Here is a 21,891-nt window from a genome sequence, read left to right as displayed (position 1 = left end):
TGATGTAGTATTTATTCTAATGATTAGGAGGATGACATGAGAAATGTTTTCTGGAAACTACTATTAATTCTAGCCATTGTCGGCTTCTCTATAGCCAGCTTTTATCCGCTTCAGGATAAGATTAACCTTGGATTGGACTTAAAAGGCGGAATGCATCTTGTTTTAAGAGTCGAGACTGAGAAGATTCTTGAGGAGGCAAGAGAAGGCGCTGTTGATAGAGCGCTTGAGATCTTAAGAAATAGAATTGATCAATTTGGAGTTAAAGAGCCTGTATTACAGAAGCAGGGTAAGAATAAGATATTGATTCAGCTGCCTGGTATCAACGATAGAGATAGAGCGATTAATCTTATCGGTCAGACTGCTATGTTAGAGTTTAAGCTTGTGAGTTCTGATCCTGAGCTCATAAGGAGATCTTCTTCAGGTAATATCCCAATAGGCTATGAGATCAGTGCTCTTAACGAGGAATCTCTGTTGTTACATAGTAATACGGCTTTAACGGGTGAACATCTTGTAAATGCAGAAGTAAGGTTTGATCAATCGCGTTTTAATCAGCCCATTGTGGGTCTTAAGTTTGATGCTGAAGGTGCCCGTAAATTTGCCAGGATTACAGCTGATAATGTAGGCAAGAGGCTTGCGATACTGTTGGATGGAAAGATAAAGTCAGCTCCTGTCATAAAAGAGAGAATACCTTCGGGTGAGGCTATTATAAGTGGCAGGTTTGGATTGCAGGAGGCAAGGGATTTGGCAATAGTCTTAAAGGCCGGCTCTCTTCCCGCTCCTCTAGTTATTGAAGAGGAGAGAACTGTCGGCCCTCTTATGGGTAAAGATTCTATATTTAAAGGTCTCAAGGCCATAGCAATGGGTGGTTCTGCAGTTGCACTGTTTATGATTATCTACTATCTGCTTGCAGGTGCTGTTGCCTTAGTTGCTCTTATATTGAATATGGTCATAATATTCGGTGCTTTAGGTTATTTTGGCGCTACACTTACTCTGCCTGGAATTGCAGGTATTGTTCTTACTATAGGCATGGCAGTAGATGCCAATGTTTTAATCTATGAAAGGATTAGAGAAGAGCTGAGGCTGGGCAAGCCTCTCTCTGCGTCTATTCAATATGGCTACCAGAAGGCCTTTGTTACTATCTTAGATGCCAATCTAACTACTCTTATAGCCGCCCTGATACTATTTCAGTTTGGAACCGGTCCGATTCGTGGTTTTGCGACTACTCTGAGCATAGGTATAGTAGCCAGCATGTTTACCGCACTCTTTGTGACCAGGGTTATATTTGATAGCTTGACCTATTATGGTTTGAAGAAGCTGCCGATGTTTGCTCTATTCCCGACAACCCCTAAGTTGAAATTTATATCGAAGCGGCGTTTTGCTTATTTTTTATCTCTGGTTTTTATAATCATAGGAATCTTCTCTTTCTATAGCAGAGGAGAGAAGAATTTTGGCATTGATTTTACAGGCGGAATTCTTCAAGAGTATGAATTTAAGAACGAAGTCTCAACAGATGATGTAAGGAGCGCTTTGTCTGAGATAGGGTTAGGAGACTCTCTTATTCAACGTGTTAAGAATACGAAGAGGTTTATAATTCGTACTTATGCTGGAGCTACAGAAGATATAGTCTCAAAATTAAGAGATGTTTTTGGAAAAGATAATACTACAATCTTAAGAATGGAGAGTGTCGGGGCTATAGTAGGTGCCGATTTAAAAAGAAAAGCGATATTAGCTATAACCTTTGCTCTTATTGCAATGTGTATCTATATAGCCATCAGGTTTAAGTTTAAATTTGCAATTGTAGCGATAATAGCTCTTTTACATGATATATTGATATGTGTTGGAGCTATGAGTCTCACTCAACGTGAATTTTCTCTGCCTGTTATTGCAGCGTTGCTTACCGTTGTCGGCTACTCTATAAATGACACCATTGTTGTTTTTGATAGGATAAGAGAGAATATGCATTTTCAAAAGAAGATGAAACTTCCAGAGCTTGTTAATTTTTCGATCAACCAAACCTTAAGCCGTACTTTTCTAACTTCTTTTACCACTCTTCTTACGGTATTATCTCTCTTTCTTTTTGGGGGGGAGGTTATCAATCCGTTCTCGTTTGTATTGCTTGTAGGTGTGATAGTCGGAACTTATTCCTCTGTTTTTATTGCATCTCCTGTGATAGTAGATTGGATGAAGGGTAAAAAGAGTTGATAGATTCTATTCCTAGGCATAAGAAGATCTTAATATTCTCTCCTCATCCCGATGATGAGGTTGTGGGGATGGGGGTAACAATCTATAAGATTGCTCAGAGGGGAAATATATTTAAGATTGCATACCTTACGGATGGAGAGAGAGGAGTATTTTCCAATATTCCTAATTATAAGAAGAAAAAAATAAGAACTAAAGAGGCTGTTAAATCTATGGGTGTTTTAGGCGTGAGAGAGAAAGACTTAGTCTTTCTGGACCTACCTTTTTACTCCAATCGGGTTCCAGACTCAGAAGATACAGAGGCTGTCTATAATTTACTGACTACATTTATGCCGGATATTGTCTTTGTAGCTACTGATAGAGACCCTGGTTCTACCCATATTATGGGAGCGCAGATAATAGATGAGGCCTTAGTGCAGTATAGCATAAGAACCATAATATATTGCTATAAGAGCGTTTGGGAGAGTTTTAATAAAAGGGATGTTAATTTCTTTGTTGGGTTTGATAATCACTTGATGGAGCTTAAGGCGCTATCTCTGAAGGAGCATAGGTCTCAAGCAGAGAACCCCGATTTTAATAGCCATGAGAACTCTCTTGTTCAGAGGGTCTTAGATAGAGACATGAAGCTTGCCAGCAGCTTGCAGCTTAAAGAGAAATATGCTGAAGGCTTTCTGCGCACCGAGTCCTTATGAACAAAGCTTGGCATCTCCGTGATTTTGACTCTAAGAAAGCCGATCTTCTTAGCGCTAATCTTGGTATCTCTCTTACCCTTTCCCGTGTTCTTTTAAATAGAGGTATATCTGAGATGGTGGAAGCCGAAAGATTTCTCTTCCATACGCTCTATGATCTCCATGACCCTTATCTGCTTAAGGATATGAGTTTAGCGGTAGATAGAATAAAGATGGCAATAGTTAAGGGAGAGAAGGTGATGGTGCTGGGAGATTACGATGTTGACGGGATAACTTCGCTGGCCTTATTGTATGAATTTTTCAGGATAAATAATCTCGACCCTATTCCATATCTCCCACACAGAATAGATGAAGGTTATGGTATCAGCGACTCTGCAGTCAGCGCGGCAATAAGCTCTAAGGTGGATCTGTTTATATCCGTTGATTGCGGTATCACTGCAATAAGTGAAATAGAAAAACTTAAAAACTCCGGTGTAGATGTTATCGTAATAGACCACCATAGACCCAAAGATAATCTCCACCCCCCTGCAGATGCAATAATAGACCCCTGGCAGAATGATTGTAGCTATCCTGATAAAGATCTTGCAGCAGTTGGGCTAGTATTTAAGGTATTAGAGGCTATGTTAGGCATAAAAGATGAGAGGCTTTTAGGTTTTCTGGATCTTGTGTGCCTTGGTACCGTTGCTGATGTTGCATCACTAAAAGGTGAGAACAGGATACTTATTAAAGAGGGGCTTAAAATTTTAGCGGAAACAGAGAGAGTAGGCTTAAAGGAACTTTTCAACGCAGCCTCTTTAAGCAAAGATAAGGTGAGCGTTAGAAATATAGCGTTTGTTTTAGGACCTCGACTTAATGCTGCAGGAAGAATTGATTCGGCTGAAGATGCATTTAGGCTTTTAATATCAAAAGATAAGATTGAAGCAGAAGCGTTGGCTTCTAAGCTTGAAGAGTCCAACAGAAGGCGCAGAGAGATAGAAGCTGAAATTTTGAAGGAGTCTTTAAGAGCTGTTGATCAGGAGGTTGATTTTTCAAAGGATAATATCGTAATAGTGAAGGGTAGAGACTGGCATCCTGGAGTCTTGGGAATTGTTGCTTCAAAATTAGCAGATAAGTATTATAGGCCTTCAATAGTTTTTTCAGAGTCTGATATACTTCTTAAGGGGTCCGGGCGCTCTATCCCCGATTTCAACATTTTTAAAGCAGTATCATTATGTACTGACATATTAGAAGAGTTTGGCGGCCATGCCGCAGCCTGTGGAATATCCTTAAAGAGAGAAAATTGGACTAAGTTTAAATCTAAAATGTTCGATCTTACCCAGGAAGCCTTTAAGGAGGTTTCTTTGGTGTCTAAAATTGAGTTGGACGGGGAATTGGATTTTGGTCAAATGAATGATAGTTTTTTCAAAGATTTAGAGCTGCTTGAACCTTTTGGAACTGAGAATTCCGAGCCTCTATTTTTGACTTCTTCAGTCAAAGTTGTTTCTAGTATCAGGCCTCTGGCGCGCAACTTCTATAAGTTTTGGGTCAGGAAGGGTGATTTTTCTCAGCAGGTTCTTTATAAAGATAAAGATGGTGATAATCTACCCAAAGTGGGAGAGTTAATAGATATTGCTTATATTCCTTCAGTTGGTATCTGGAAAGGAGTTAAAAGTGTTACTCTTTTTCTGGAGGATTTTAGGTTGTCTAAAGATGATGCTTAAACTTTTTTAATTGTACCTTTTGAAATACAAGATGTACAGATTCGTATAGTCTTAGTTTGTTCATCTACTTTAACTTTTACATTCTGCAGGTTAGGCAAGAATCGTCTCTTTGATATTCCTGTTGTCTTCTTTCCTACGCCACCTTTTTTCTTAGCCATACCACGCCTTGTTATTGTGCGTCCAGCGGTCGGTCCTTTGCCGCACATTTGACATACTCTGCTCATAATTATTTCCTCCTTGCTTGTAAAAAACAGTTCTAAATACTATCATATTTATTAATTAAAATGCAAGAGGTAAATAGTCTATTCAACGACATTCGCTATATTAAAGGGGTTGGCCCTAAGAGGGCCCTTGATTTTAATCTTCTGGGCGTTAGCAATTTGCGAGATCTGCTCTATCTTTTTCCGAGAAGGTATGAAGATCGGCGTATAATCAAGAAGATATCGGAGTTGAATCCAGGCGATATAGCAGCAATTAGAGGAGAGGTAAGACGTACTAATCTTAGGCGTTCCAGAAGTAATATTGCTATATATGAAGCTGTTATTGATGACGATAGTTCAAATATTCATATCAGCTGGTTTAATCAGCCCTATCTTCAAAATGTAATTAAAAAGGGTTCTGATATTGTTCTTTACGGTAAGGTTGATCTTTACAAGGGATTAAGAATGAACTCCCCTGATTATGAGATACTGATTTCAGGAGACCCAGACTTAGGCATTGTTTCAGTATATCCTCTTTCTGGGAGATTGACTCAAAAGTTTATACGGAAACTAGTTTGCGATCAGCTAGAGCGATATAAAGAGAGCATAAAAGAGTTTATACCTGATTTTATAATTAATAGATATTCTATCATGGGTAGGGTCGATGCTTTAATTAATCTCCATCTTCCTCAGGATATCGATATCACAGAAAAGGCCAGATATAGATTGGCGTTTGAAGATATATTCATGATACAGATTGCTATAGGTATGAAAAGAGTTAAAAGAAGGTTTTTGGAGCAAGGTGTCAGTCATAATTTTACTCCCGATACAATGTTGGATTTTAAAAATGCTTTACCTTTTGGTTTAACCGAGGCTCAAGAGAGAGTTTTAAGAAATATCGAGAAAGATATGCGCGCTCCTTCTCCCATGAATAGGCTGCTTCAAGGGGAGGTTGGGACTGGCAAGACTGTTGTAGCAGCTTATGCCTCTCTGCTTTCAGCATCTGGAAACTATCAGACAGCCATTATGGTGCCTACTGAGATTTTAGCTCAGCAGCAATATGTTAAAATATCGGAGTTTCTTTCTCCTTTTAATATTGAGACAGGTTTACTTATAGGCGGTCTTGAGAAAGATTGCCGTAGAGAGATAGTGGGAGATATTGCATCTGGAGAGATATCTGTTGTTGTTGGGACCCATGCTCTCCTGCAAGAAGATGTTGAATTTAATAATCTCGGTCTTATTGTAGTGGATGAGCAGCATAAATTTGGAGTTCAGCAGCGTAGAATTTTGAAAAAGAAGGGCTCCGCTCCGGATTACTTAATCATGACTGCAACACCTATACCTAGAACGTTGGCATTGACTATATTTGGAGATATGGATATATCGACGATAAGAGAGACTCCTTTTGGGGAGAAGAAGATAAGCACTTATTGGGTTGGTACCAAGAGAAGGAGGTATGTCTATAGTTTTTTAAAAGAGCTGGTCGATAGCGGTGCTCAGGGTTTTATGGTTTGTCCAAGAATAGAAGAATCAGAGGATGAGTTAAGAAACGTCCAAGAGGCTTACAGAGATCTGGAATCTTTACTAGGTCCGGATAGGGTGGCGCTTTTGCACGGCAAGATGAGCGGGGAGGATAAGAAAAAGATTATTGATGAGTTTAAAAAAGGAGAGATCTCAGTTTTGGTCAGCACTATTGTCATTGAGGTTGGTATTGACGTTCCGGATGCTTCAATTATCATAATAGAAGATGCAGATCGATTTGGACTATCACAACTCCATCAGTTAAGAGGCAGGGTTGGTCGAGCTTCTCAAAACGCTTATTGCATATTATTAGCTGATCCTAAAACAGGCGAAGCTTACAAAAGGCTTAATGCTATAGTAAGCATAGAGGATGGTTTCAGGATATCAGAAGAGGATCTCAAGATTAGGGGTAGCGGTGAAATTTTAGGTATTAGACAACACGGCTTTATATCTACTGAATCTCTTCAACTTGCTTATCAGAATGCAGATCTCTTAGAGAGTATCAGAGGGGAGGCTTTTGAGCTTCTTGAGAGAGATCCATTCTTAAAAGATTTGGCGAATAGGGCTTTAGCCGAGGAGTTAAAGTCTAGGTTTAGATTTCTCTAAGTGTTATACCTGAAGTGTTTATGTAATTACTTTTTAAAAATATTAATGATGTTTGTATTTGATCTAAAAATATGGTATAATTGCGCTAAGATGAAGATGTTAAATAAAATAAAGGCAGATCTATGAAGTGTATTGATTGCTGTTATATGGCTAAATACTTAAAGATCCGAATCAAAAACATCTCTCGCTGTGACCAGAGAAGAGAAGTCCGGGAAGAAGCTGTCCTGAGAATGGTTAGAGAATGGAGTCTTCCTTCAAATGAAGCAGAGAAGATAAGACTATTTTTAGCTGATCCAGATTGTATGAATTGAGTCAAAAATCCATTTTTTCAGATTCCCCAATATTTTTATGGATATTAATCCCACCTGTTGTATAATGCTGGAGTATTAGGCATGGCAGTTCTTATCTAATTTAAAAGATTGGGGGATGAAATGAGCGGCATCTTTGGTGTTATTTCAAAAAACGACTGTTCTCAGGATTTAGTTTATGGGGTGGACTACCATTCACATTTGGGTGCAGAGTATGGTGGTATTGCTATTTCGAGAGAAGAAGGTTTTTTTCGTAGAATCCATAATATAAGTCAGAGTCAGTTTAAATCTAAATTTTACGATGAGATAGAAGGTGTCAAAGGAGATAGGGGAATAGGGGTAGTAAGTGATTCTGATGAGCAGCCGATCTTTCAAAACTCTAAATTGGGTTCTTTCTGTATGGTTACCAACGGTAACCTTGTTAATGCTCAGCCTCTAGCCAGCAGGATGTTTGAAGACGGTATTACATTGAGTGAAGTTACCAAGGGCGGCATAAATATGACAGAATTAGCTGCTAAACTCATTGCAAGAGAGAGCGATTTTGTTTCTGGAGTTGAAAAATTATTTGAGCTAATCGACGGAGCCTGTTCTCTCCTTATTGTAAATGAAGATGGTATCTATGCTGCAAGAGATAGATTGGGCTATTCTCCGCTGGTAGTCGGAAAGAAGGATTCTTCATGGGCTGTGACGACTGAGACTACGGCATTTCACAATCTTGGTTTTGAGGTTGTTAAGTACCTTGAGCCTGGAGAGATAGTTTTAATTAACAAAGATGGTTTGATCTTAAAATCAGAGCCGAGAGATGATATGCAGGTATGTTCCTTTCTTTGGATATATACAGGTTTCCCTGCTTCAAATTACGAAGGTATAAATGTTGAGGTTGCTAGAGAGCGCAGCGGTCGTCTTTTAGCTCAGAGAGATAAAGATTTAAAACCTGATCTTGTCTGCGGTGTTCCTGATTCCGGTACTGCTCATGCTATTGGCTATGCTATGGAGTCTAAAGTTGCTTTCCGTCGTCCACTTGTTAAGTATACCCCTGGTTATGGCAGGTCCTATACTCCTTCTAATCAATCTAGGAGAGATCTCATAGCTACGATGAAACTTATTCCTATTCGCGATATTATTAATGGTAATAAAATAGTTCTCTGCGAGGATTCTATTGTCAGAGGTACTCAGCTTAAAAATTTTACAATAACAAAGCTCTGGAATTCAGGCGCTTCTGAGATTCATGTTAGAGTGGCGTCTTCTCCGCTTCTGTTTCCCTGTAAATATAATATATCAACTCGGACCACAGGAGAGTTAGTAGCTAGGCGTGCTATAAAAGATATAGAGGGTAAGGAGATAGATGATGTGTCGGAGTATCTTGATCCTGAGACAGATAAATACAAGAAGATGGTTGATTGGGTTAAAGATGATACAGGGGTCAGTAGTCTGCGTTATCAAACTATGGAGGATATGATTAAAGCAATAGGGCTGCCTAGAGAGAAGCTCTGCTTACAGTGTTGGACTGGAAAATGCTCTAAGTCTCTCTGTAAGAAAAACGGTAATTCTCTCTCTGCTCGATAATAGATTTATTGACTTTAATCTTTATAAGTCATAAAATGTTGTTCTGATCTTATAAAAATAAAGGAGGTGCAAAGATGAACAAAGGTGATTTGGTGGAAGCAGTAGCTAAAGTAACTTGTACGAAGAAAGCAGCTTCTCAGGCTGTAGATGTTATCTTGGGTAGTATCGTTGCTGCTTTAAAGAAAGGCGACTCTGTCTCAATTACAGGTTTTGGAACTTTTAAGGCTTCTCAGAGAAAAGCGAGAACAGGTAGAAACCCCAGGACAGGCGAAGCTATTCAAATAGCTGCAAGAAAAGTACCTGTATTTAAAGCAGGGACTGGTTTAAAGAGCGCTATAAAATAAAACTGATTTAATTCGGGGTAGATATTCTTTCTACCCCGTTCTTATATTTCTTCCATTTTGTTTTATATCTAGATATAATATTTTTGTTAACCAATGGAGAGCTTATGAATCTATTATTGTTTTTTGTTATTCTGGTTATATCTTTTATAGTTGTTAGGATTGGAGCTATTGCTTTTGAGCTTACCGGTGTTGACTGGTCGTTTGCAAAGTTTCAGGCACTCTCCTGTTTTACCGGGACAGGTTTTACAACCAGAGAGTCTGAGCTCATTACCGCTAATCCACAGAGACGGCGTATCGCTTCAGTTCTTATGGTGCTTGGTAATGCCGGATTAGTTTCTCTTGTAGCTACTTTTGCCAACTCTTTGAGGCCGGATGTTTTGGAGTTCCGTATTCCTTTTCTAGGTTCGGTAGTACCTTATCAAGTATCACCTCTTGTAAATGTGGTAATAATAGCCGCCGTACTTTATTTTAGTTATAAGATCTTTAATAAGACAAATATTTCCCGCAAACTGACCAAAGCACTTAGAATGAGAATAATAAATAGAGATATGATTAAGCGCGTATCGTTTGAGGAGCTAGTCATATCTACTGGCGGATATGGTATATCTAGTATAAAAATATGCGATAGCAGTCCTGTTCTAGATAAAACTTTGCAGGAATCTAATCTTAGAAGTTGGGATATAACTGTGCTTGCAATAGAGAGAAAGAGGGAGACAATACCAAATCCTCAGGCTAGCATGAAGATAATACAGGACGATACTCTTATATGTTTTGGCAAGCTTGAGAATATAAGGTCAAAACTCTGTGAGATTAATTAATATTTTTTATTGTAAAAATTAGCCCTAGATTTATAATATTAATTGGAGGTTAAAATTTGATATGGATTCAGATTCTTCAGTAATTGAAAGAAGAAGACATAAAAGGTTTAAGGTGAATTTTACCGCAGTATGCACGACTCAGGAGCTCTTTAAATCTAGAACTATTGTTGAGCCCAGAGATATTATTGTCAAGATGTTTGATATAAGCGATAGTGGTGCAGGGTTTATATCGGACTATGATTTTTCTCCCAAAACCAATGTTGAGACAAAATTTACCTTGGTTAATTTAGGGGCAAGAGAGACTAAGCGCTATAGCCCGATGAGTATTACAGGTGAGGTTTGCTATAATTTTCCTTTCAGAGAAGACTTGCATAGGTTCGGTGTATCATTCAGGAATGTTGCGCCGCAAGAGAGGCGGGCAATATCCTCTTTTATAGATACACTATTAGATTGACAGTATCTTCGGTTACTATGCCGAAAAAGAGCATAAGACCTATGTGGAAATCTGCGGTATTGCTGAATGTCTAATAAAACCTTTCAATTCTTTAGATATAATAGTAGTTATTGAGAGTGCTATTAAACTCAAAGAGTAACCATTCTTTTTGTAAAATATATTCTGTGCTATTGACAGCTTAGAGTATTTTAATAATAATAAAGCAGGAATCAATAAGATTTATAGTGCTGAAGCTATGCTTAAACTTATTACCAGAGAATTAAAAGAGCATGCACCTTTTACTGCCTTAGGCGCAGTATCTGGTGTTATTATCATGGTTCTCTTCTCCGGTACACCCCGAGAAACGTCTTATAACATCTTTTATATCCTACACCCCCTGCATGTGCTTTTTAGTGCTTTAGTTACCGCTTCAATGTATAAGCTCTATAAGTGTAAGACTCATAAGGTAAAATGTAATATTCTTGTTCTTCTCGCCGTAGGTTATTTTGGCTCTATAGGCATTGCTACAATAAGCGACTCTATTATTCCCTATATAGGTGAGGCTTGGCTTAATATGCCTCACAGGCATGTCCATATTGGATTTATCGAGAAGTGGTATCTTGTAAATCCTTTGGCTATCATAGGTATAGCGATAGCATATTTTAGGCCTTCAACAAAGATACCTCATTACGGCCATGTTCTTTTAAGCACCTGGGCATCCCTGTTTCACATTATGATGGCCAAAGGGGACTCTCTTTATGCTGTTTTTGGCCATGTAGTTGTATTTATATTTTTGTTTCTCGCTGTTTGGATTCCTTGTTGTATTAGCGATATAGTATTTCCGCTTATGTTTGTAAAAGATAAAAAATAGTATCTTCTGCATTATAGCCATGAATAGAGCGCAAGAGATAGGAGAGAGGTCAATAGGGTATCTTTTAGTTAAGTTCTCTCTGCCTTCGGTATTTAGCTTAGTCCTCCACTCTTTATACATAGTAGTTGACAGAATATTTATAGGGCGCGGTGTAGGCTCACTTGCCTTAGCGGGAGTAACAATTGCTTTTCCTGTGCTCCATATAATTTTTGCTCTATCTCTTCTCTGTGCTAGCGGCTCATCTGCTTTGATATCAATATATTTAGGTCAAAAAGATAGAGAGAGAGCAGAAAATGTTTTTGGTAATACTTTTGTTATTATAACGCTATTTGGTTTTTTGACCTCTTTTTTGGGTCTTGCATTTAAAGATCAAATATTGGGTTTTTTCTCTGTTGGCCCCGAGGTATTTTCATATGCACGTGAGTATTTAGGCATATTTATAAGTGGAGCAATATTCTTTTTCTATGGCTTTACTTTAACATTTATCATAAGGGCAGAAGGCAATCCAATATATGCAACATTAATGATTGTCTCTGGAACTCTTTTAAATGTCGCACTTGATTATTTATTTATATTTATTTTTTCAATGGGTATCTCAGGCGCTGCTCTTGCAACAATAATATCAGAAGCTGTTGTTGTGTTGATGGGTCTTTTCTATGTTATGAGAAAGAAGGGTCTCTTGCATATTCGCAGGAACCATCTGCGCCTAGATTTAGTTAATTTTAAAAAGATATCTATGCTAGGTCTATCGCCTGCATTGGCCAATATCGCAGGCAGTATTCAGGTTGTTTTTTTGAATAAAAGGGTGTTGCTTTATGGAGGTGAAATTGCAGTCGCTGCTTTAGGTATCATCTTTGCATTAGGCTCGATTGTTAGAATGTTCTCTTTCGGGATGGCAGCTGGGATGCAGCCTATTATTGGTTATAATTATGGGGCTAAACTATCCAATCGTGTTAAAGATACATTTTTTTACGCATCTTTAAGCGGGTTTTTGATTACACTTTTAATAGTTCTGGTTATCTGGTTCTTTGTAGAGCCTATCTCTGAGCTTTTCTCAAAAGGTGATGACGAGCTTGTTAGGCTAAGCAGCTATGCTCTTAGGGTATTTCTGATTATGAGTCCTTTTGCAACTATCCATATCTTAGGTACACGGTTCTTCCAGTCCATTGGTAAAGGCGGTTACGCTATATTCCTTGGATTATTAAGAGAGACGGTTATCTTTATCCCTGCTCTTTTTATTCTTTCGTATTTGTATAACTTAGAAGGGGTATGGTTCAGTGGTCCTGCTGCGGATATTATAGCCGTGGCTATAACGGGCACTTTGATTATAAGAGAGCTTAGAAAGATTAAGTACTCTAGTCTATAGGCTTTAACGCTGAAGATAGGCTGTTTTTTAATGTAATTAATAGTTGCTGTAATTGCAATATTCCATATAATGTATTGAGTTAATTAGATAATGTTTTAAAAAAGGAGATTGTTGAATATGAAAAAACTTATACTTTTAAGACATGGAGAGAGTACTTGGAATAAAGAGAACAGGTTTACAGGCTGGACAGATGTTGACTTATCAGAGAAAGGTATTCAGGAAGCAGAGAGGGCAGGTGAAGTTCTAAAGAAGGGGGGCTATAGTTTCGATATTGTATTTACCTCTGTTTTAAAGAGGGCTATCAAGACGCTCTGGATAGTACTGGATAAGATGGATTTAGCATGGGTTAAGGTTGAGCGTTCCTGGAGGTTAAATGAAAGGCATTATGGAGCTTTACAGGGTTTAAATAAGAAAGAGACTGCTGCGGAGTTTGGAGAGGACCAGGTCCACATTTGGAGAAGAAGTTACGATGTTCCGCCTCTTGCTCTTACGAAGACAGATCCAAGGTATCCAGGCAATGAGGTTAAATATAAAGATTTAACAGAAGACGAGATCCCTCTTACGGAGTGTTTGAAGGACACAGTAGATAGGTTCCTGCCTTATTGGCACGATGAGATAGTGCCTGTCTTAAAAGAGAGAGATACTATTATGATTGCTGCCCATGGAAATAGCTTGCGAGCCTTAGTTAAATATTTAGATAATGTCTCAGATGAAGATATTCCAAAATTGAATATTCCAACCGGTATACCTCTTATCTATGAGCTGGATGATCAGTTAAAGCCATTGAAGCATTACTATCTTGGTGATGAGGAAGAGGTTAGGAAGGCTATGCAGAGCGTAGCCAATCAGGGTAAATCCAAATAGCAGCTTTGGTGCCGGATTTGCCTAAAAAAAGAACTCAAAAGTGTGTGCTCTTCACCGCGACCTATTCATTTGGGCACCTAATATAGTAAGAGTGCTTGTTGTTTCTGGGTATAATTCATACTATACTTATTATGCATAAAGATACTATCTTAAGAGAATGGAGAAGATATTATTTTGTCTAGTTATGATATAGCTGTAATTGGCGGTGGAGCGGCTGGTTCTATGGCCAGCATAATTGCTGCTTTATCTAGGAAAAGTATCGTTTTGGTTGAGAGCAATAGCTCTCTTGGTCATAAGATCTTACTTAGTGGTAAGAAGCGTTGCAATATTACTAACTCTGCTGATATTGATAGTTTTATCGAAGTATTTGGCAAACAGGGTCGTTTCTTAAGACAGGCATTCAACTCTTTCTTTAATGATGATTTGATTGCTTTCTTCAAAGACAGAGGACTTGATATGAAGGTTGAAAGGCAGGGGCGTATCTTTCCTGTTACTGATAAATCGTCTTCAGTTGTAGAAGTATTAGAGCGGGCTATCTCAGAGAGTAATAATATAAAAACTCTCTTCAACACTCCCCTTAAGGGTATAAGCAGGGAGAGAGAATCTTTTAGTTTAGGCTTGGAGAATGGCAAGAAGATCTATGCTAAGAAGGTGATTATTGCAACAGGAGGAGCTTCTTATAAGATGACAGGCTCGCTTGGAGATGGCTTTGGTTTTGCTAAAAAACTGGGCCATACCATAACGCCCTTAAATCCGGGACTTGTGCCGCTTAAGACACAAGAGGTTTGGGTCAAGAGGTTGCAGGGGTTATCGCTCAAGAATATCAGGGTTACATTCAGCTTTAATAAGGCTGGAGGCAGTAAAAAGAGAAAGAAGATAGTCTCTCCTATTGGAGAGATAATGTTTACTCATTTTGGAGTTTCCGGTCCTCTGATACTGGATTTAAGTGCCGATGTCATCTCTTTACTAGAAGAGCATAATCATGTTGAGATGCTGATTGACCTTAAGCCGGGATTGAGCAATGAGAAGCTCAAAGAAAGGATCTTAAAAGAGATTGAGGCAAAAAGCAAGATGAAGATTAAAAATGTTATTCGCAGCCTATTGCCTAAGAGGATGGCCTCTATTTTTCTCTATATCTCCGGTATATCTGAGGATAAAAAAGTGAATACTTTGAGTCGAGAAGAGAGGCATAAGATAGTCCAGCTTTTTAAAGAACTGCCCTTAACAGTTACAGGATCTTTGGCTATTGATAGTGCAATGGTAACCAATGGCGGAGTATCTATAGAAGAGATTAATCCTAGAACTATGGAGTCCAGGGTTGTTCCGGGCCTTTACTTTGCGGGTGAAATCATAGATGGCTGCGCTAAAAGTGGAGGCTATAATCTCCAGCAGGCCTTTTCAACTGGTTATCTCGCTGGAAGGAGCGTAGTGGATGGTTAGAATTATTTTGGCTTCAGGATCAAAGGCAAGGCAAGATCTTTTAAGGCAGATAGGATTAGATTTTAGCGTTGTTATACCAGTCGTTGAAGAGGAGAGAGAATTAAGATTTAAACCCGAAGATCTTGTTATCTCCAATGCATTGAAGAAGGCAGAAGATGTTGCTTCTAAGATTAAGTCTGGAATAATTATAGGGGCTGATACGGTTGTTTTATCGAATGAGAGTATAATTGGAAAACCAAATAGCATGGATCAGGCTTTTGCTATACTTAAAGAGATATCCCAGAAACCCCATTGGGTCTATACTGGCTTAGCGGTTGTTAATCTATATAGTGGAGAAAGATACACTGCTTATGAAAAAACCCAGATCTTTATGCGGGATTTATCCGATAATGAAATAAGAGATTATTTTAAGAAAGTTAATCCAATGGATAAAGCAGGAGCATTTGATATCCAGGGTTTAGGAGCAATCTTTATCGAACGTATTGAAGGCTGTTTTTATAATGTTGTAGGTTTGCCGCTTGCTAGATTAATGGGAATGCTCAAAAAAATGGGAGTATCTCTTTTGGCTCGATAGGTCCAGTACACAATTTTAATTTCTATTGTTACAATATTAATTGTGAAGAATACCAGTAACTATAATAATAAAGAGAAGAGAGATTTTAATGAAGAGACTGCTTTTTGGGGCGATAGCCCGCCCGGTACGTTTAAAACTTAAAGACGATTGGAGCAATATTATCCGACGCTTAAGCCCTAAGGGGATCTAATTGCCTTAGATTTAGATAAGGAGAATGGCATGCTCCTTAAAAACAGAGGTTGAATATGATTAAATTAAAATTTTATGTCTAAGAAAATAAAGCGTAGCGGTTCTTTTTATGTATACATATTGGAATGCAGTGATGGTACCTTTTATACTGGATATACAAAAAATATTGAAGCACGTATAGGGTTACATAGTAGCGGTAAGGGAGCTAAGTATACAAGAGATAGAAGGCCGGTTAAATTGGCCTGGGTTAAGGAGTATAAGTATTTTAAAAGAGCGTTTATGAGAGAATTAGAGATAAAGAGAATGAGTAGAAAGAAAAAAGAAGAGCTTGTGAGATCTTGTTTAAAAATTAATATCGGATAAGAAGTAGAGCTGATATTAGAGAACCTCTGTTGTCTGTACTCAAAGTCAATCTTTCTCTAAATAACTTGCGATATTTAATAAGATATAATATAGTGATAAAAAAGAGATGAATAAAGAATGAAAAAAGAGTTAAAAAAAGAGCTCACCCTTCTAGATGTTTTCTGCGTAGCAACTGGGGCAATGATTAGTTCGGGATTATTTATTCTGCCTGGGTTAGCTTTTGCCAAAGCAGGTCCAGCAGTAATTCTATCTTATATAATAGCCGGAATCTTTTGCCTTCCTACGCTTTTAAGCATGGCAGAATTAACCACAGCTATGCCTAAGGCCGGAGGAGATTATTTCTATATCATGAGAGGATTTGGTCCTCTACTGGGAACTCTTGCCGGTTTCAGCACCTGGTTCTCTTTGAGCTTAAAGGGAGCATTTGCTTTAATAGGCATGGGTGCTTATTTAAGTATAATAACCCCTTTATCTATAAATGTTATTGCTTTTTGTTTATGCGTGTTTTTTGTTGTTTTAAATTTGATGGGAGTAAAAGAAGCTGGTAGATTTCAGGTATTTTTGGTCTTAGGGCTCCTAGGTATACTTATTAGCTATGTTTTTTTGGGTATGAAAGCAGTTAATCCTGTTAATTTCTCGCCATTTTTTTCTAAGGGGTTAGGCCCTGTGTTTGCTACAGCTAGTTTTGTTTTTATCTCTTATGGCGGGTTAACCAAGGTAGCTGCTTTAGCTGAAGAGACAAAAAATCCGGGTAGAAATCTGCCTTTAGGCATGATTCTTTCTCTTATTGTAACTTCTATTTTCTATGTGTTAGTTATCGTTATAACTATGGGAGTTTTGAATCCTGAAAGTTTAAAAGTAACCCTTACTCCAATCTCAGACGGGGCAGCAGTTTTTGGCGGAGATACTTTGAAGATCATTGTAAGTATAGGGGCATTTTTAGCCTTTATCTCTACTGCTAATGCAGGGATTATGACTGCCTCAAGGTATCCTTTAGGCATGAGCAGAGACAAGCTTTTACCGGCTGTTTTTCAAAAAATAAGTCTCAAATTCAGTACACCTTATGTTGCTATTTTATGTACTGGTGTTTTTATGATTTTTGCTATTCTGTTTTTTAAGCTGGAATTATTGGTTAAGGTTGCTTCAAGTATATTAATCTTGCTTTATATATTAGCTAATTTAACCGTGATTTTATTTAGGGAGAGTAAGATCTTAAGCTATAGGCCGAAATTTTATTCCCCCTTCTATCCTTATCTGCAGATTTTAGGAATATTAGGGGGAGGATTTCTCCTAATTGAGATGGGATCGTTTATTGCGCTTCTAACTTCAGTGTTTTTTATGTTAGGATTTATCTGGTATAAAGTCTATGCCCAGAAAAGAGCAGCGCAAGACTCTGCTTTGATTTATGTTTTGGAAAAATTGACAGTTAAAGATAAAGAGCTGGCTTCAGATAATCTTCTGACAGAGCTTAAGGATATCGTTATTCAAAGGGAAGGTATTATTGAACAGAAATTCTATGAGCTTGTCGATGAAAGTATGGTTTTAGATATAGAGAGCCCTTTGAAGTTGGAAGATTTTTTTAAAGAGGCTTCGCTTGGTTTAGGTGAAAGCCTAGGTTTAAACCCTGAAGACTTATTCAATAAATTTATAGAAAGAGAAGAAGAGTCAAGCACAGTAATAGCAAAGGGGTTGGCTATTCCTCATATTTTTATTAGCGATAAGAATGTTAACAGATTGGTTTTGGTTCGAGCGCGAGCAGGAATCATTTTTCCCGGAGATCGATTAATTCATATTGCCTTTATTCTTGTGAGCTCTCCTGGTGAGCGCGTTTTACATCTAAAGATTTTGGCGGCTATTGCCGCAATCGTTCAAAGCCAAGATTTTGAAAAGAAATGGTTTGAAGCAAAAGGTGAGGAAGAGTTGAAGCACGTTATCTTTTTGGCTGAAAGGAAGAGAGGCTAAAATGTTTAGACCTAATCCTCAAGGCGATTATCCAGAAATAGATAAGAGTGCTTACATTGATTCTACGGCAGTAATAATCGGCAAGGTAAGCGTAGGTAAGCATGTCTTTGTTGGTCCGGGGGCAGTTATCAGAGCAGATGAGCCAGGTAGTTCAATAGCTATTAAAGATAACTGCAATATTCAGGATAGAGTAATAATCCATGCCTTAGACGATAGCTCGGTTTTAATTGAAGAAAACACATCTTTGGCGCATGGTTGCATAGTTCATGGGCCATCCAGGATTGGTAAAAATTGTTTTATTGGATTTGGCTCGGTTGTCTTTAAATCCGAACTTGGTCAAGGTGTAGTCGTTAAGCACTTGGTAATAGTAGAGGGAGCCAATATTACAGCAGGGAGGATGATAGAATCCGGTAAGAAAATAAAAGATGAAGAAGATGTAAAGGGATTAAAATTTGCAGATAAAGAAATAAAAGATTTTGCCATGAAAGCCATTGAAACCAATCTAGATTTAACCAAGAAATATAAAGAGTTAAATGACTGAAAGATAAAAATTAATATTAATATTAATTGTTGGTTTTTTACAAGGTTCTTTTAAACAACTAATTTTATTATTTTTAACCTTTGAACTTTCGGCTGGTCTTCTATGTTGCCCTATGAAATTTCTTTTAAAAAATCTCGGAGTTTAGTTCTGAAAATTTTACAAATTCCATAGAAGAGATAAGAAGTTTATTAGAATAATTGCCTGTGGTGAGTAACGGTATTTTTAGATAGAAAAAACTTGACAATTTTATAATTGATACTACAATAGTATCAATTAATTGAAGAGGCTTTTATGAAATTATTAACAAAACATACAGATTACGCAATTAGGGCATTGTTAGAACTTGCTGAAAACAAGGATGAATTTATCTCTGTGCGGCAGATTGCAGAGAAACAGCGCATACCCTATCAGTTTTTAAGGCAGATATTGCAAAAGTTAATCAAGAATAAACTAGTGATATCGAAAAAAGGAGCTGGAGGCGGCTTCATGATTGATAAGGACCCCAACTTAATGTCGATAGTCGATATCATAGTAATCTTTCAAGGTAATATCCAGCTTTCAGACTGTATGTTCAGAAGCAAGCTATGCGTCAATCGCTCTAGCTGTGTCTTAAGAAGACAGATTAATAGAGTTGAGAAGTTGGTAGCCAAGGAGTTTGAGGCCGTTACTATAAGTCATCTTTTAAAGGATTTGAAAAAACAAAAAAGGAGGTTGTAAATGTTCTGTTATCAATGTCAGGAAACAATCAAAAACACAGGCTGCACTAAGGTCGGTGCATGCGGGAAGAGAGAGCAGACTGCAGATCTGCAGGATTTGCTGATCTACGTTTTAAAGGAGATTGCTTTTTATTTTCAAGGATTAAAAGAAGAGAGTGTAAAGGGTAGCAGTGTAGGATTATTTACGGCTCGAGCGCTTTTTACAACGATTACTAATGTTAATTTTGATGACCAGCGGATTGCTGCATTAATACGAGAAGGATTAATCATCCGCGATGAGCTTAAAGAGAAAAGCGGCATCTCAGCAGATGAATTTTTTCGTGATCTTGTTCTGCGGCATACTGATGATACAGCAGTGTTTTATGATAAAGCAAAAGCATTAGGAGTGCTTTCTACTGAAAACGAAGACCTGCGTTCTCTTCGTGAGCTGCTTATTTATGGTTTAAAAGGTTTAGCAGCCTATGCGGACCATGCAGCTGTATTAGGATTTCAAAAAGAAGAGATATATGAGTTTATAATGGAAGGTTTAGCATCGACAATGAGAGATATTTCCGTTGATGAAATGGTTGCTCTTGTGTTGAAAGCAGGGGAAATAACTGTTGCTGCAATGGCCCTTTTGGATGAAGCTAATACGAAGACTTATGGGAATCCTGAAATTACGAAAGTTAATATAGGGGTTTGCAGTAATCCCGGAATTCTTATCTCAGGGCACGACCTTAAGGATATGGAAGAGCTTTTAAAGCAGACTCAAGATTCAGGAGTCGATATCTATACTCACAGTGAGATGCTCCCTGCTAATTATTATCCCGCTTTTAAAAAGTATGAACATTTTATTGGCAACTATGGCAATGCTTGGTGGCAGCAGAATAAAGAGTTCGCGTCATTTAATGGTCCGATTTTGATGACAACGAATTGCATTACTCCTGTTCAAGATTCTTATAAAGATAGAATCTTTACAACAGGAATGGCAGGCTATCCGGGCGTTAAGCACATTCCTGATAGGAGAGATGGGAAGCAGAAGGATTTCTCTGAAATAATTGCCCTAGCAAAAACATGCCAATCGCCACAAGAGCTTGAGAAAGGTGAAATCGTCGGCGGTTTTGCGCATAATCAAGTATTGGCTTTAGCTGATAAGATAGTTGAGGCAGTAAAATCAGGTGCGATTAAGCGGTTTATTGTTATGGCAGGTTGCGATGGAAGAGATCCTAGGAGGAAATATTTTACGGAAGTTGCTCAAGATTTACCTAAAGATACGGTTATTCTTACAGCCGGTTGTGCAAAATATCGTTATAACAAGTTAGATCTTGGTGATATTGGAGGAATACCAAGGGTTCTTGATGCCGGACAGTGTAACGATTGCTATTCACTGGCAGTCATAGCTCTTAAATTAAAAGAAGTCTTTGAATTAGATGATATCAATGATTTGCCGATATCTTTTGATATTGCTTGGTATGAACAGAAAGCAGCAGCCGTACTACTTGCTCTTCTGTATTTAGGTGTAAAGGGCATAAGGCTTGGGCCGACATTACCGGCATTTTTATCCAAGAATGTTGTAAAAGTTCTCATTGATAAATTTGACATTAAACCCATCAGTACAGTCAAAGATGACATCGAGGCAATGGTTGCAGGAGATTAATTAAAAGAGATATAGTGCAGATTGCATGCTGCAGCCGGAGATGTATTGTAAAGATAGTATCTAGAGCAGAGAAGTTAGAAGGCAAGGAGATGATCTATGAATGAATTTTTCGTAGCATTGAGACATTATCTCTTAGAGATAATCCCGGCTTTGGCAATAGGGTTTCTCTTAAGCGGTTTAATACATGAATTTGTCTCTAATAACTGGGTAGAAAAATATTTGGGCAAAAATGGTTTTAGGTCAATTTTCTATGCTACGGTTGCTGGTGTAATTCTTCCGATCTGCTGCTTGGGTTCGCTGCCGGTGGCTTTAAGTTTCTACAAAAAAGGTTCGAAATTAGGTCCAGTCTTAGCGTTTTTGGTGGCAACTCCGGCAACTTCAATAAGTGCTCTTTTAGTTACATATAAGCTGCTAGGAGTAAAGTTTGCTATATTTATATTTTTTGCAGTTATTTTAATGGGGATTTTAATAGGGATTATTGGAAATCTACTCTCTTTTGTTCCTCGCAAAAGCACTGAAGAGATATGTCCTCATTGTAAAGAAGGTATTGTTCATGCTCATAAAAAGAGTGTTTCTGAGCACATTAAATCAGTCTTTAAGTTTGCCTTTTGGGATATGCCTAAAGAGATTGGGCTTGAGCTGATCTTAGGGATAGTTTTAGCTGCTGTTGTTGCTACGGTTATGCCTTTAGGAGTTTGGATTAAAAATAATCTAGGCGGAGTCTTTGGGTATATTTTTGCACTTATATTTGGTCTCGCAATGTATATCTGTTCAACAGCTACTGTTTCACTGGTAGATGCCTTTGTAAGACAGGGGCTGAATATCGGAGGCGGCATGGTTCTTTTATTGGCTGGACCTATAACCAGCTACGGAACGATATTAGTACTAAAGAAAGAATTTGGTATAAAAATATTGAGTGTATATTTACTATTTATATCCATAGCAACTTTAACGCTGGGATATCTTTTTTCTTTACTATAAAGGA

21 protein-coding genes are annotated in these 21,891 nt (G+C 38.0%); 20 read left to right on the top strand and 1 reads right to left on the bottom strand.

What is annotated here, in order from left to right; all coding sequences use genetic code 11:
- Positions 1–36 precede the first annotated feature (36 nt).
- Genes secD through recJ form a run of 3 tightly spaced genes read left to right on the top strand, consistent with a single transcriptional unit; the run spans position 37 to position 4,588 of the window.
- Entirely contained in the window at positions 37–2,202 is a 2,166-nt protein-coding gene (secD, locus tag P9X27_02595; GenBank protein MDP8253268.1) for a protein translocase subunit SecD, read from the top strand.
- Positions 2,199–2,891, top strand: coding sequence for a PIG-L family deacetylase (locus P9X27_02590; protein ID MDP8253267.1), 693 nt, complete (start codon positions 2,199–2,201; stop codon positions 2,889–2,891). Before secD ends, P9X27_02590 begins: the two co-directional genes overlap by 4 nt.
- A complete protein-coding gene (recJ, locus tag P9X27_02585) occupies positions 2,888–4,588 on the top strand; it encodes a single-stranded-DNA-specific exonuclease RecJ (protein ID MDP8253266.1) in 1,701 nt (566 codons plus the stop codon). The genes P9X27_02590 and recJ overlap by 4 nt, the downstream gene beginning before the upstream one ends.
- On the opposite strand, the gene rpmB is transcribed toward recJ, so the two are convergent.
- Positions 4,585–4,812 (bottom strand): 50S ribosomal protein L28, encoded by a 228-nt coding sequence (gene rpmB, locus P9X27_02580; protein ID MDP8253265.1) that lies wholly within the window; start codon positions 4,810–4,812, stop codon positions 4,585–4,587. The two genes, recJ and rpmB, sit on opposite strands and share 4 nt — an antisense overlap.
- Before the next feature lie 60 nt (positions 4,813–4,872).
- On the opposite strand from rpmB, the gene recG reads away from it, so the two are divergent.
- The 17 genes from recG (at position 4,873) to P9X27_02495 (ending at position 21,887) form a co-directional block, all read left to right on the top strand.
- The gene (recG, locus tag P9X27_02575; GenBank protein MDP8253264.1) at positions 4,873–6,915 is read left to right on the top strand and encodes an ATP-dependent DNA helicase RecG; all 2,043 of its coding nucleotides are present in this window, start codon (positions 4,873–4,875) and stop codon (positions 6,913–6,915) included.
- A 122-nt stretch (positions 6,916–7,037) separates the two neighbouring features.
- Complete coding sequence (locus P9X27_02570) at positions 7,038–7,226, top strand: hypothetical protein (protein MDP8253263.1); 189 nt, start codon at positions 7,038–7,040, stop codon at positions 7,224–7,226.
- Between the two features lie 120 nt (positions 7,227–7,346).
- Positions 7,347–8,789, top strand: coding sequence for an amidophosphoribosyltransferase (locus P9X27_02565; protein ID MDP8253262.1), 1,443 nt, complete (start codon positions 7,347–7,349; stop codon positions 8,787–8,789).
- Between the two features lie 74 nt (positions 8,790–8,863).
- A complete protein-coding gene (locus P9X27_02560; GenBank protein MDP8253261.1) occupies positions 8,864–9,133 on the top strand; it encodes an HU family DNA-binding protein in 270 nt (89 codons plus the stop codon).
- A 104-nt stretch (positions 9,134–9,237) separates the two neighbouring features.
- Positions 9,238–9,951 carry a TrkA C-terminal domain-containing protein gene (locus P9X27_02555; protein MDP8253260.1) on the top strand — a complete coding sequence of 238 codons (714 nt, stop codon included), beginning with the start codon at positions 9,238–9,240 and terminating at the stop codon, positions 9,949–9,951.
- A gap of 61 nt (positions 9,952–10,012) precedes the next feature.
- Positions 10,013–10,405, top strand: coding sequence for a PilZ domain-containing protein (locus P9X27_02550; protein MDP8253259.1), 393 nt, complete (start codon positions 10,013–10,015; stop codon positions 10,403–10,405).
- Positions 10,406–10,640: 235 nt separating this feature from the next.
- The gene (locus P9X27_02545; protein ID MDP8253258.1) at positions 10,641–11,255 is read left to right on the top strand and encodes a hypothetical protein; all 615 of its coding nucleotides are present in this window, start codon (positions 10,641–10,643) and stop codon (positions 11,253–11,255) included.
- Positions 11,256–11,274: 19 nt separating this feature from the next.
- Positions 11,275–12,621, top strand: a complete 1,347-nt coding sequence (locus tag P9X27_02540) for an MATE family efflux transporter (protein ID MDP8253257.1) — start codon at positions 11,275–11,277, stop codon at positions 12,619–12,621.
- A gap of 117 nt (positions 12,622–12,738) precedes the next feature.
- Complete coding sequence (gene gpmA, locus P9X27_02535) at positions 12,739–13,485, top strand: 2,3-diphosphoglycerate-dependent phosphoglycerate mutase (GenBank protein MDP8253256.1); 747 nt, start codon at positions 12,739–12,741, stop codon at positions 13,483–13,485.
- Between the two features lie 174 nt (positions 13,486–13,659).
- Positions 13,660–14,925 (top strand): NAD(P)/FAD-dependent oxidoreductase, encoded by a 1,266-nt coding sequence (locus tag P9X27_02530; protein MDP8253255.1) that lies wholly within the window; start codon positions 13,660–13,662, stop codon positions 14,923–14,925.
- A complete protein-coding gene (locus P9X27_02525) occupies positions 14,918–15,499 on the top strand; it encodes a Maf family protein (protein ID MDP8253254.1) in 582 nt (193 codons plus the stop codon). The genes P9X27_02530 and P9X27_02525 overlap by 8 nt, the downstream gene beginning before the upstream one ends.
- A gap of 264 nt (positions 15,500–15,763) precedes the next feature.
- A complete protein-coding gene (locus P9X27_02520) occupies positions 15,764–16,051 on the top strand; it encodes a GIY-YIG nuclease family protein (protein MDP8253253.1) in 288 nt (95 codons plus the stop codon).
- A gap of 117 nt (positions 16,052–16,168) precedes the next feature.
- Positions 16,169–18,013 carry an amino acid permease gene (locus tag P9X27_02515; protein MDP8253252.1) on the top strand — a complete coding sequence of 615 codons (1,845 nt, stop codon included), beginning with the start codon at positions 16,169–16,171 and terminating at the stop codon, positions 18,011–18,013.
- Between the two features lies 1 nt (position 18,014).
- A complete protein-coding gene (locus tag P9X27_02510) occupies positions 18,015–18,554 on the top strand; it encodes a DapH/DapD/GlmU-related protein (protein ID MDP8253251.1) in 540 nt (179 codons plus the stop codon).
- 291 nt (positions 18,555–18,845) lie between these two features.
- A complete protein-coding gene (locus tag P9X27_02505) occupies positions 18,846–19,271 on the top strand; it encodes an Rrf2 family transcriptional regulator (protein ID MDP8253250.1) in 426 nt (141 codons plus the stop codon).
- Positions 19,272–20,906 (top strand): hydroxylamine reductase, encoded by a 1,635-nt coding sequence (hcp, locus tag P9X27_02500; protein ID MDP8253249.1) that lies wholly within the window; start codon positions 19,272–19,274, stop codon positions 20,904–20,906.
- Positions 20,907–21,002: 96 nt separating this feature from the next.
- On the top strand, positions 21,003–21,887 hold the full coding sequence (locus P9X27_02495) for a permease (protein ID MDP8253248.1): 885 nt from the start codon (positions 21,003–21,005) through the stop codon (positions 21,885–21,887).
- Positions 21,888–21,891: the final 4 nt, after the last annotated feature.

It is taken from the genome of Candidatus Kaelpia aquatica (assembly GCA_030765335.1).
GTDB classification, from domain to species: domain Bacteria; phylum Omnitrophota; class Gorgyraeia; order Kaelpiales; family Kaelpiaceae; genus Kaelpia; species Kaelpia aquatica.
This window is presented reverse-complemented; position numbering and strand designations above follow the sequence as displayed.

Excerpts from the sequence above, each read along its gene's own strand:
- P9X27_02495 (MDP8253248.1), top strand. The coding sequence starts at position 21,003 with ATGAATGAATTTTTCGTAGCATTGAGACATTATCTCTTAGAGATAATC.
- rpmB (MDP8253265.1), bottom strand. The coding sequence starts at position 4,812 with ATGAGCAGAGTATGTCAAATGTGCGGCAAAGGACCGACCGCTGGACGC.
- recG (MDP8253264.1), top strand. The coding sequence starts at position 4,873 with ATGCAAGAGGTAAATAGTCTATTCAACGACATTCGCTATATTAAAGGG.
- P9X27_02550 (MDP8253259.1), top strand. The coding sequence starts at position 10,013 with ATGGATTCAGATTCTTCAGTAATTGAAAGAAGAAGACATAAAAGGTTT.
- P9X27_02540 (MDP8253257.1), top strand. The coding sequence starts at position 11,275 with ATGAATAGAGCGCAAGAGATAGGAGAGAGGTCAATAGGGTATCTTTTA.
- P9X27_02565 (MDP8253262.1), top strand. The coding sequence starts at position 7,347 with ATGAGCGGCATCTTTGGTGTTATTTCAAAAAACGACTGTTCTCAGGAT.
- hcp (MDP8253249.1), top strand. The coding sequence starts at position 19,272 with ATGTTCTGTTATCAATGTCAGGAAACAATCAAAAACACAGGCTGCACT.
- P9X27_02570 (MDP8253263.1), top strand. The coding sequence starts at position 7,038 with ATGAAGTGTATTGATTGCTGTTATATGGCTAAATACTTAAAGATCCGA.
- P9X27_02555 (MDP8253260.1), top strand. The coding sequence starts at position 9,238 with ATGAATCTATTATTGTTTTTTGTTATTCTGGTTATATCTTTTATAGTT.
- P9X27_02520 (MDP8253253.1), top strand. The coding sequence starts at position 15,764 with ATGTCTAAGAAAATAAAGCGTAGCGGTTCTTTTTATGTATACATATTG.
- recJ (MDP8253266.1), top strand. The coding sequence starts at position 2,888 with ATGAACAAAGCTTGGCATCTCCGTGATTTTGACTCTAAGAAAGCCGAT.
- secD (MDP8253268.1), top strand. The coding sequence starts at position 37 with ATGAGAAATGTTTTCTGGAAACTACTATTAATTCTAGCCATTGTCGGC.
- P9X27_02505 (MDP8253250.1), top strand. The coding sequence starts at position 18,846 with ATGAAATTATTAACAAAACATACAGATTACGCAATTAGGGCATTGTTA.
- P9X27_02515 (MDP8253252.1), top strand. The coding sequence starts at position 16,169 with ATGAAAAAAGAGTTAAAAAAAGAGCTCACCCTTCTAGATGTTTTCTGC.
- P9X27_02510 (MDP8253251.1), top strand. The coding sequence starts at position 18,015 with ATGTTTAGACCTAATCCTCAAGGCGATTATCCAGAAATAGATAAGAGT.
- P9X27_02560 (MDP8253261.1), top strand. The coding sequence starts at position 8,864 with ATGAACAAAGGTGATTTGGTGGAAGCAGTAGCTAAAGTAACTTGTACG.
- P9X27_02545 (MDP8253258.1), top strand. The coding sequence starts at position 10,641 with ATGCTTAAACTTATTACCAGAGAATTAAAAGAGCATGCACCTTTTACT.
- P9X27_02525 (MDP8253254.1), top strand. The coding sequence starts at position 14,918 with ATGGTTAGAATTATTTTGGCTTCAGGATCAAAGGCAAGGCAAGATCTT.
- gpmA (MDP8253256.1), top strand. The coding sequence starts at position 12,739 with ATGAAAAAACTTATACTTTTAAGACATGGAGAGAGTACTTGGAATAAA.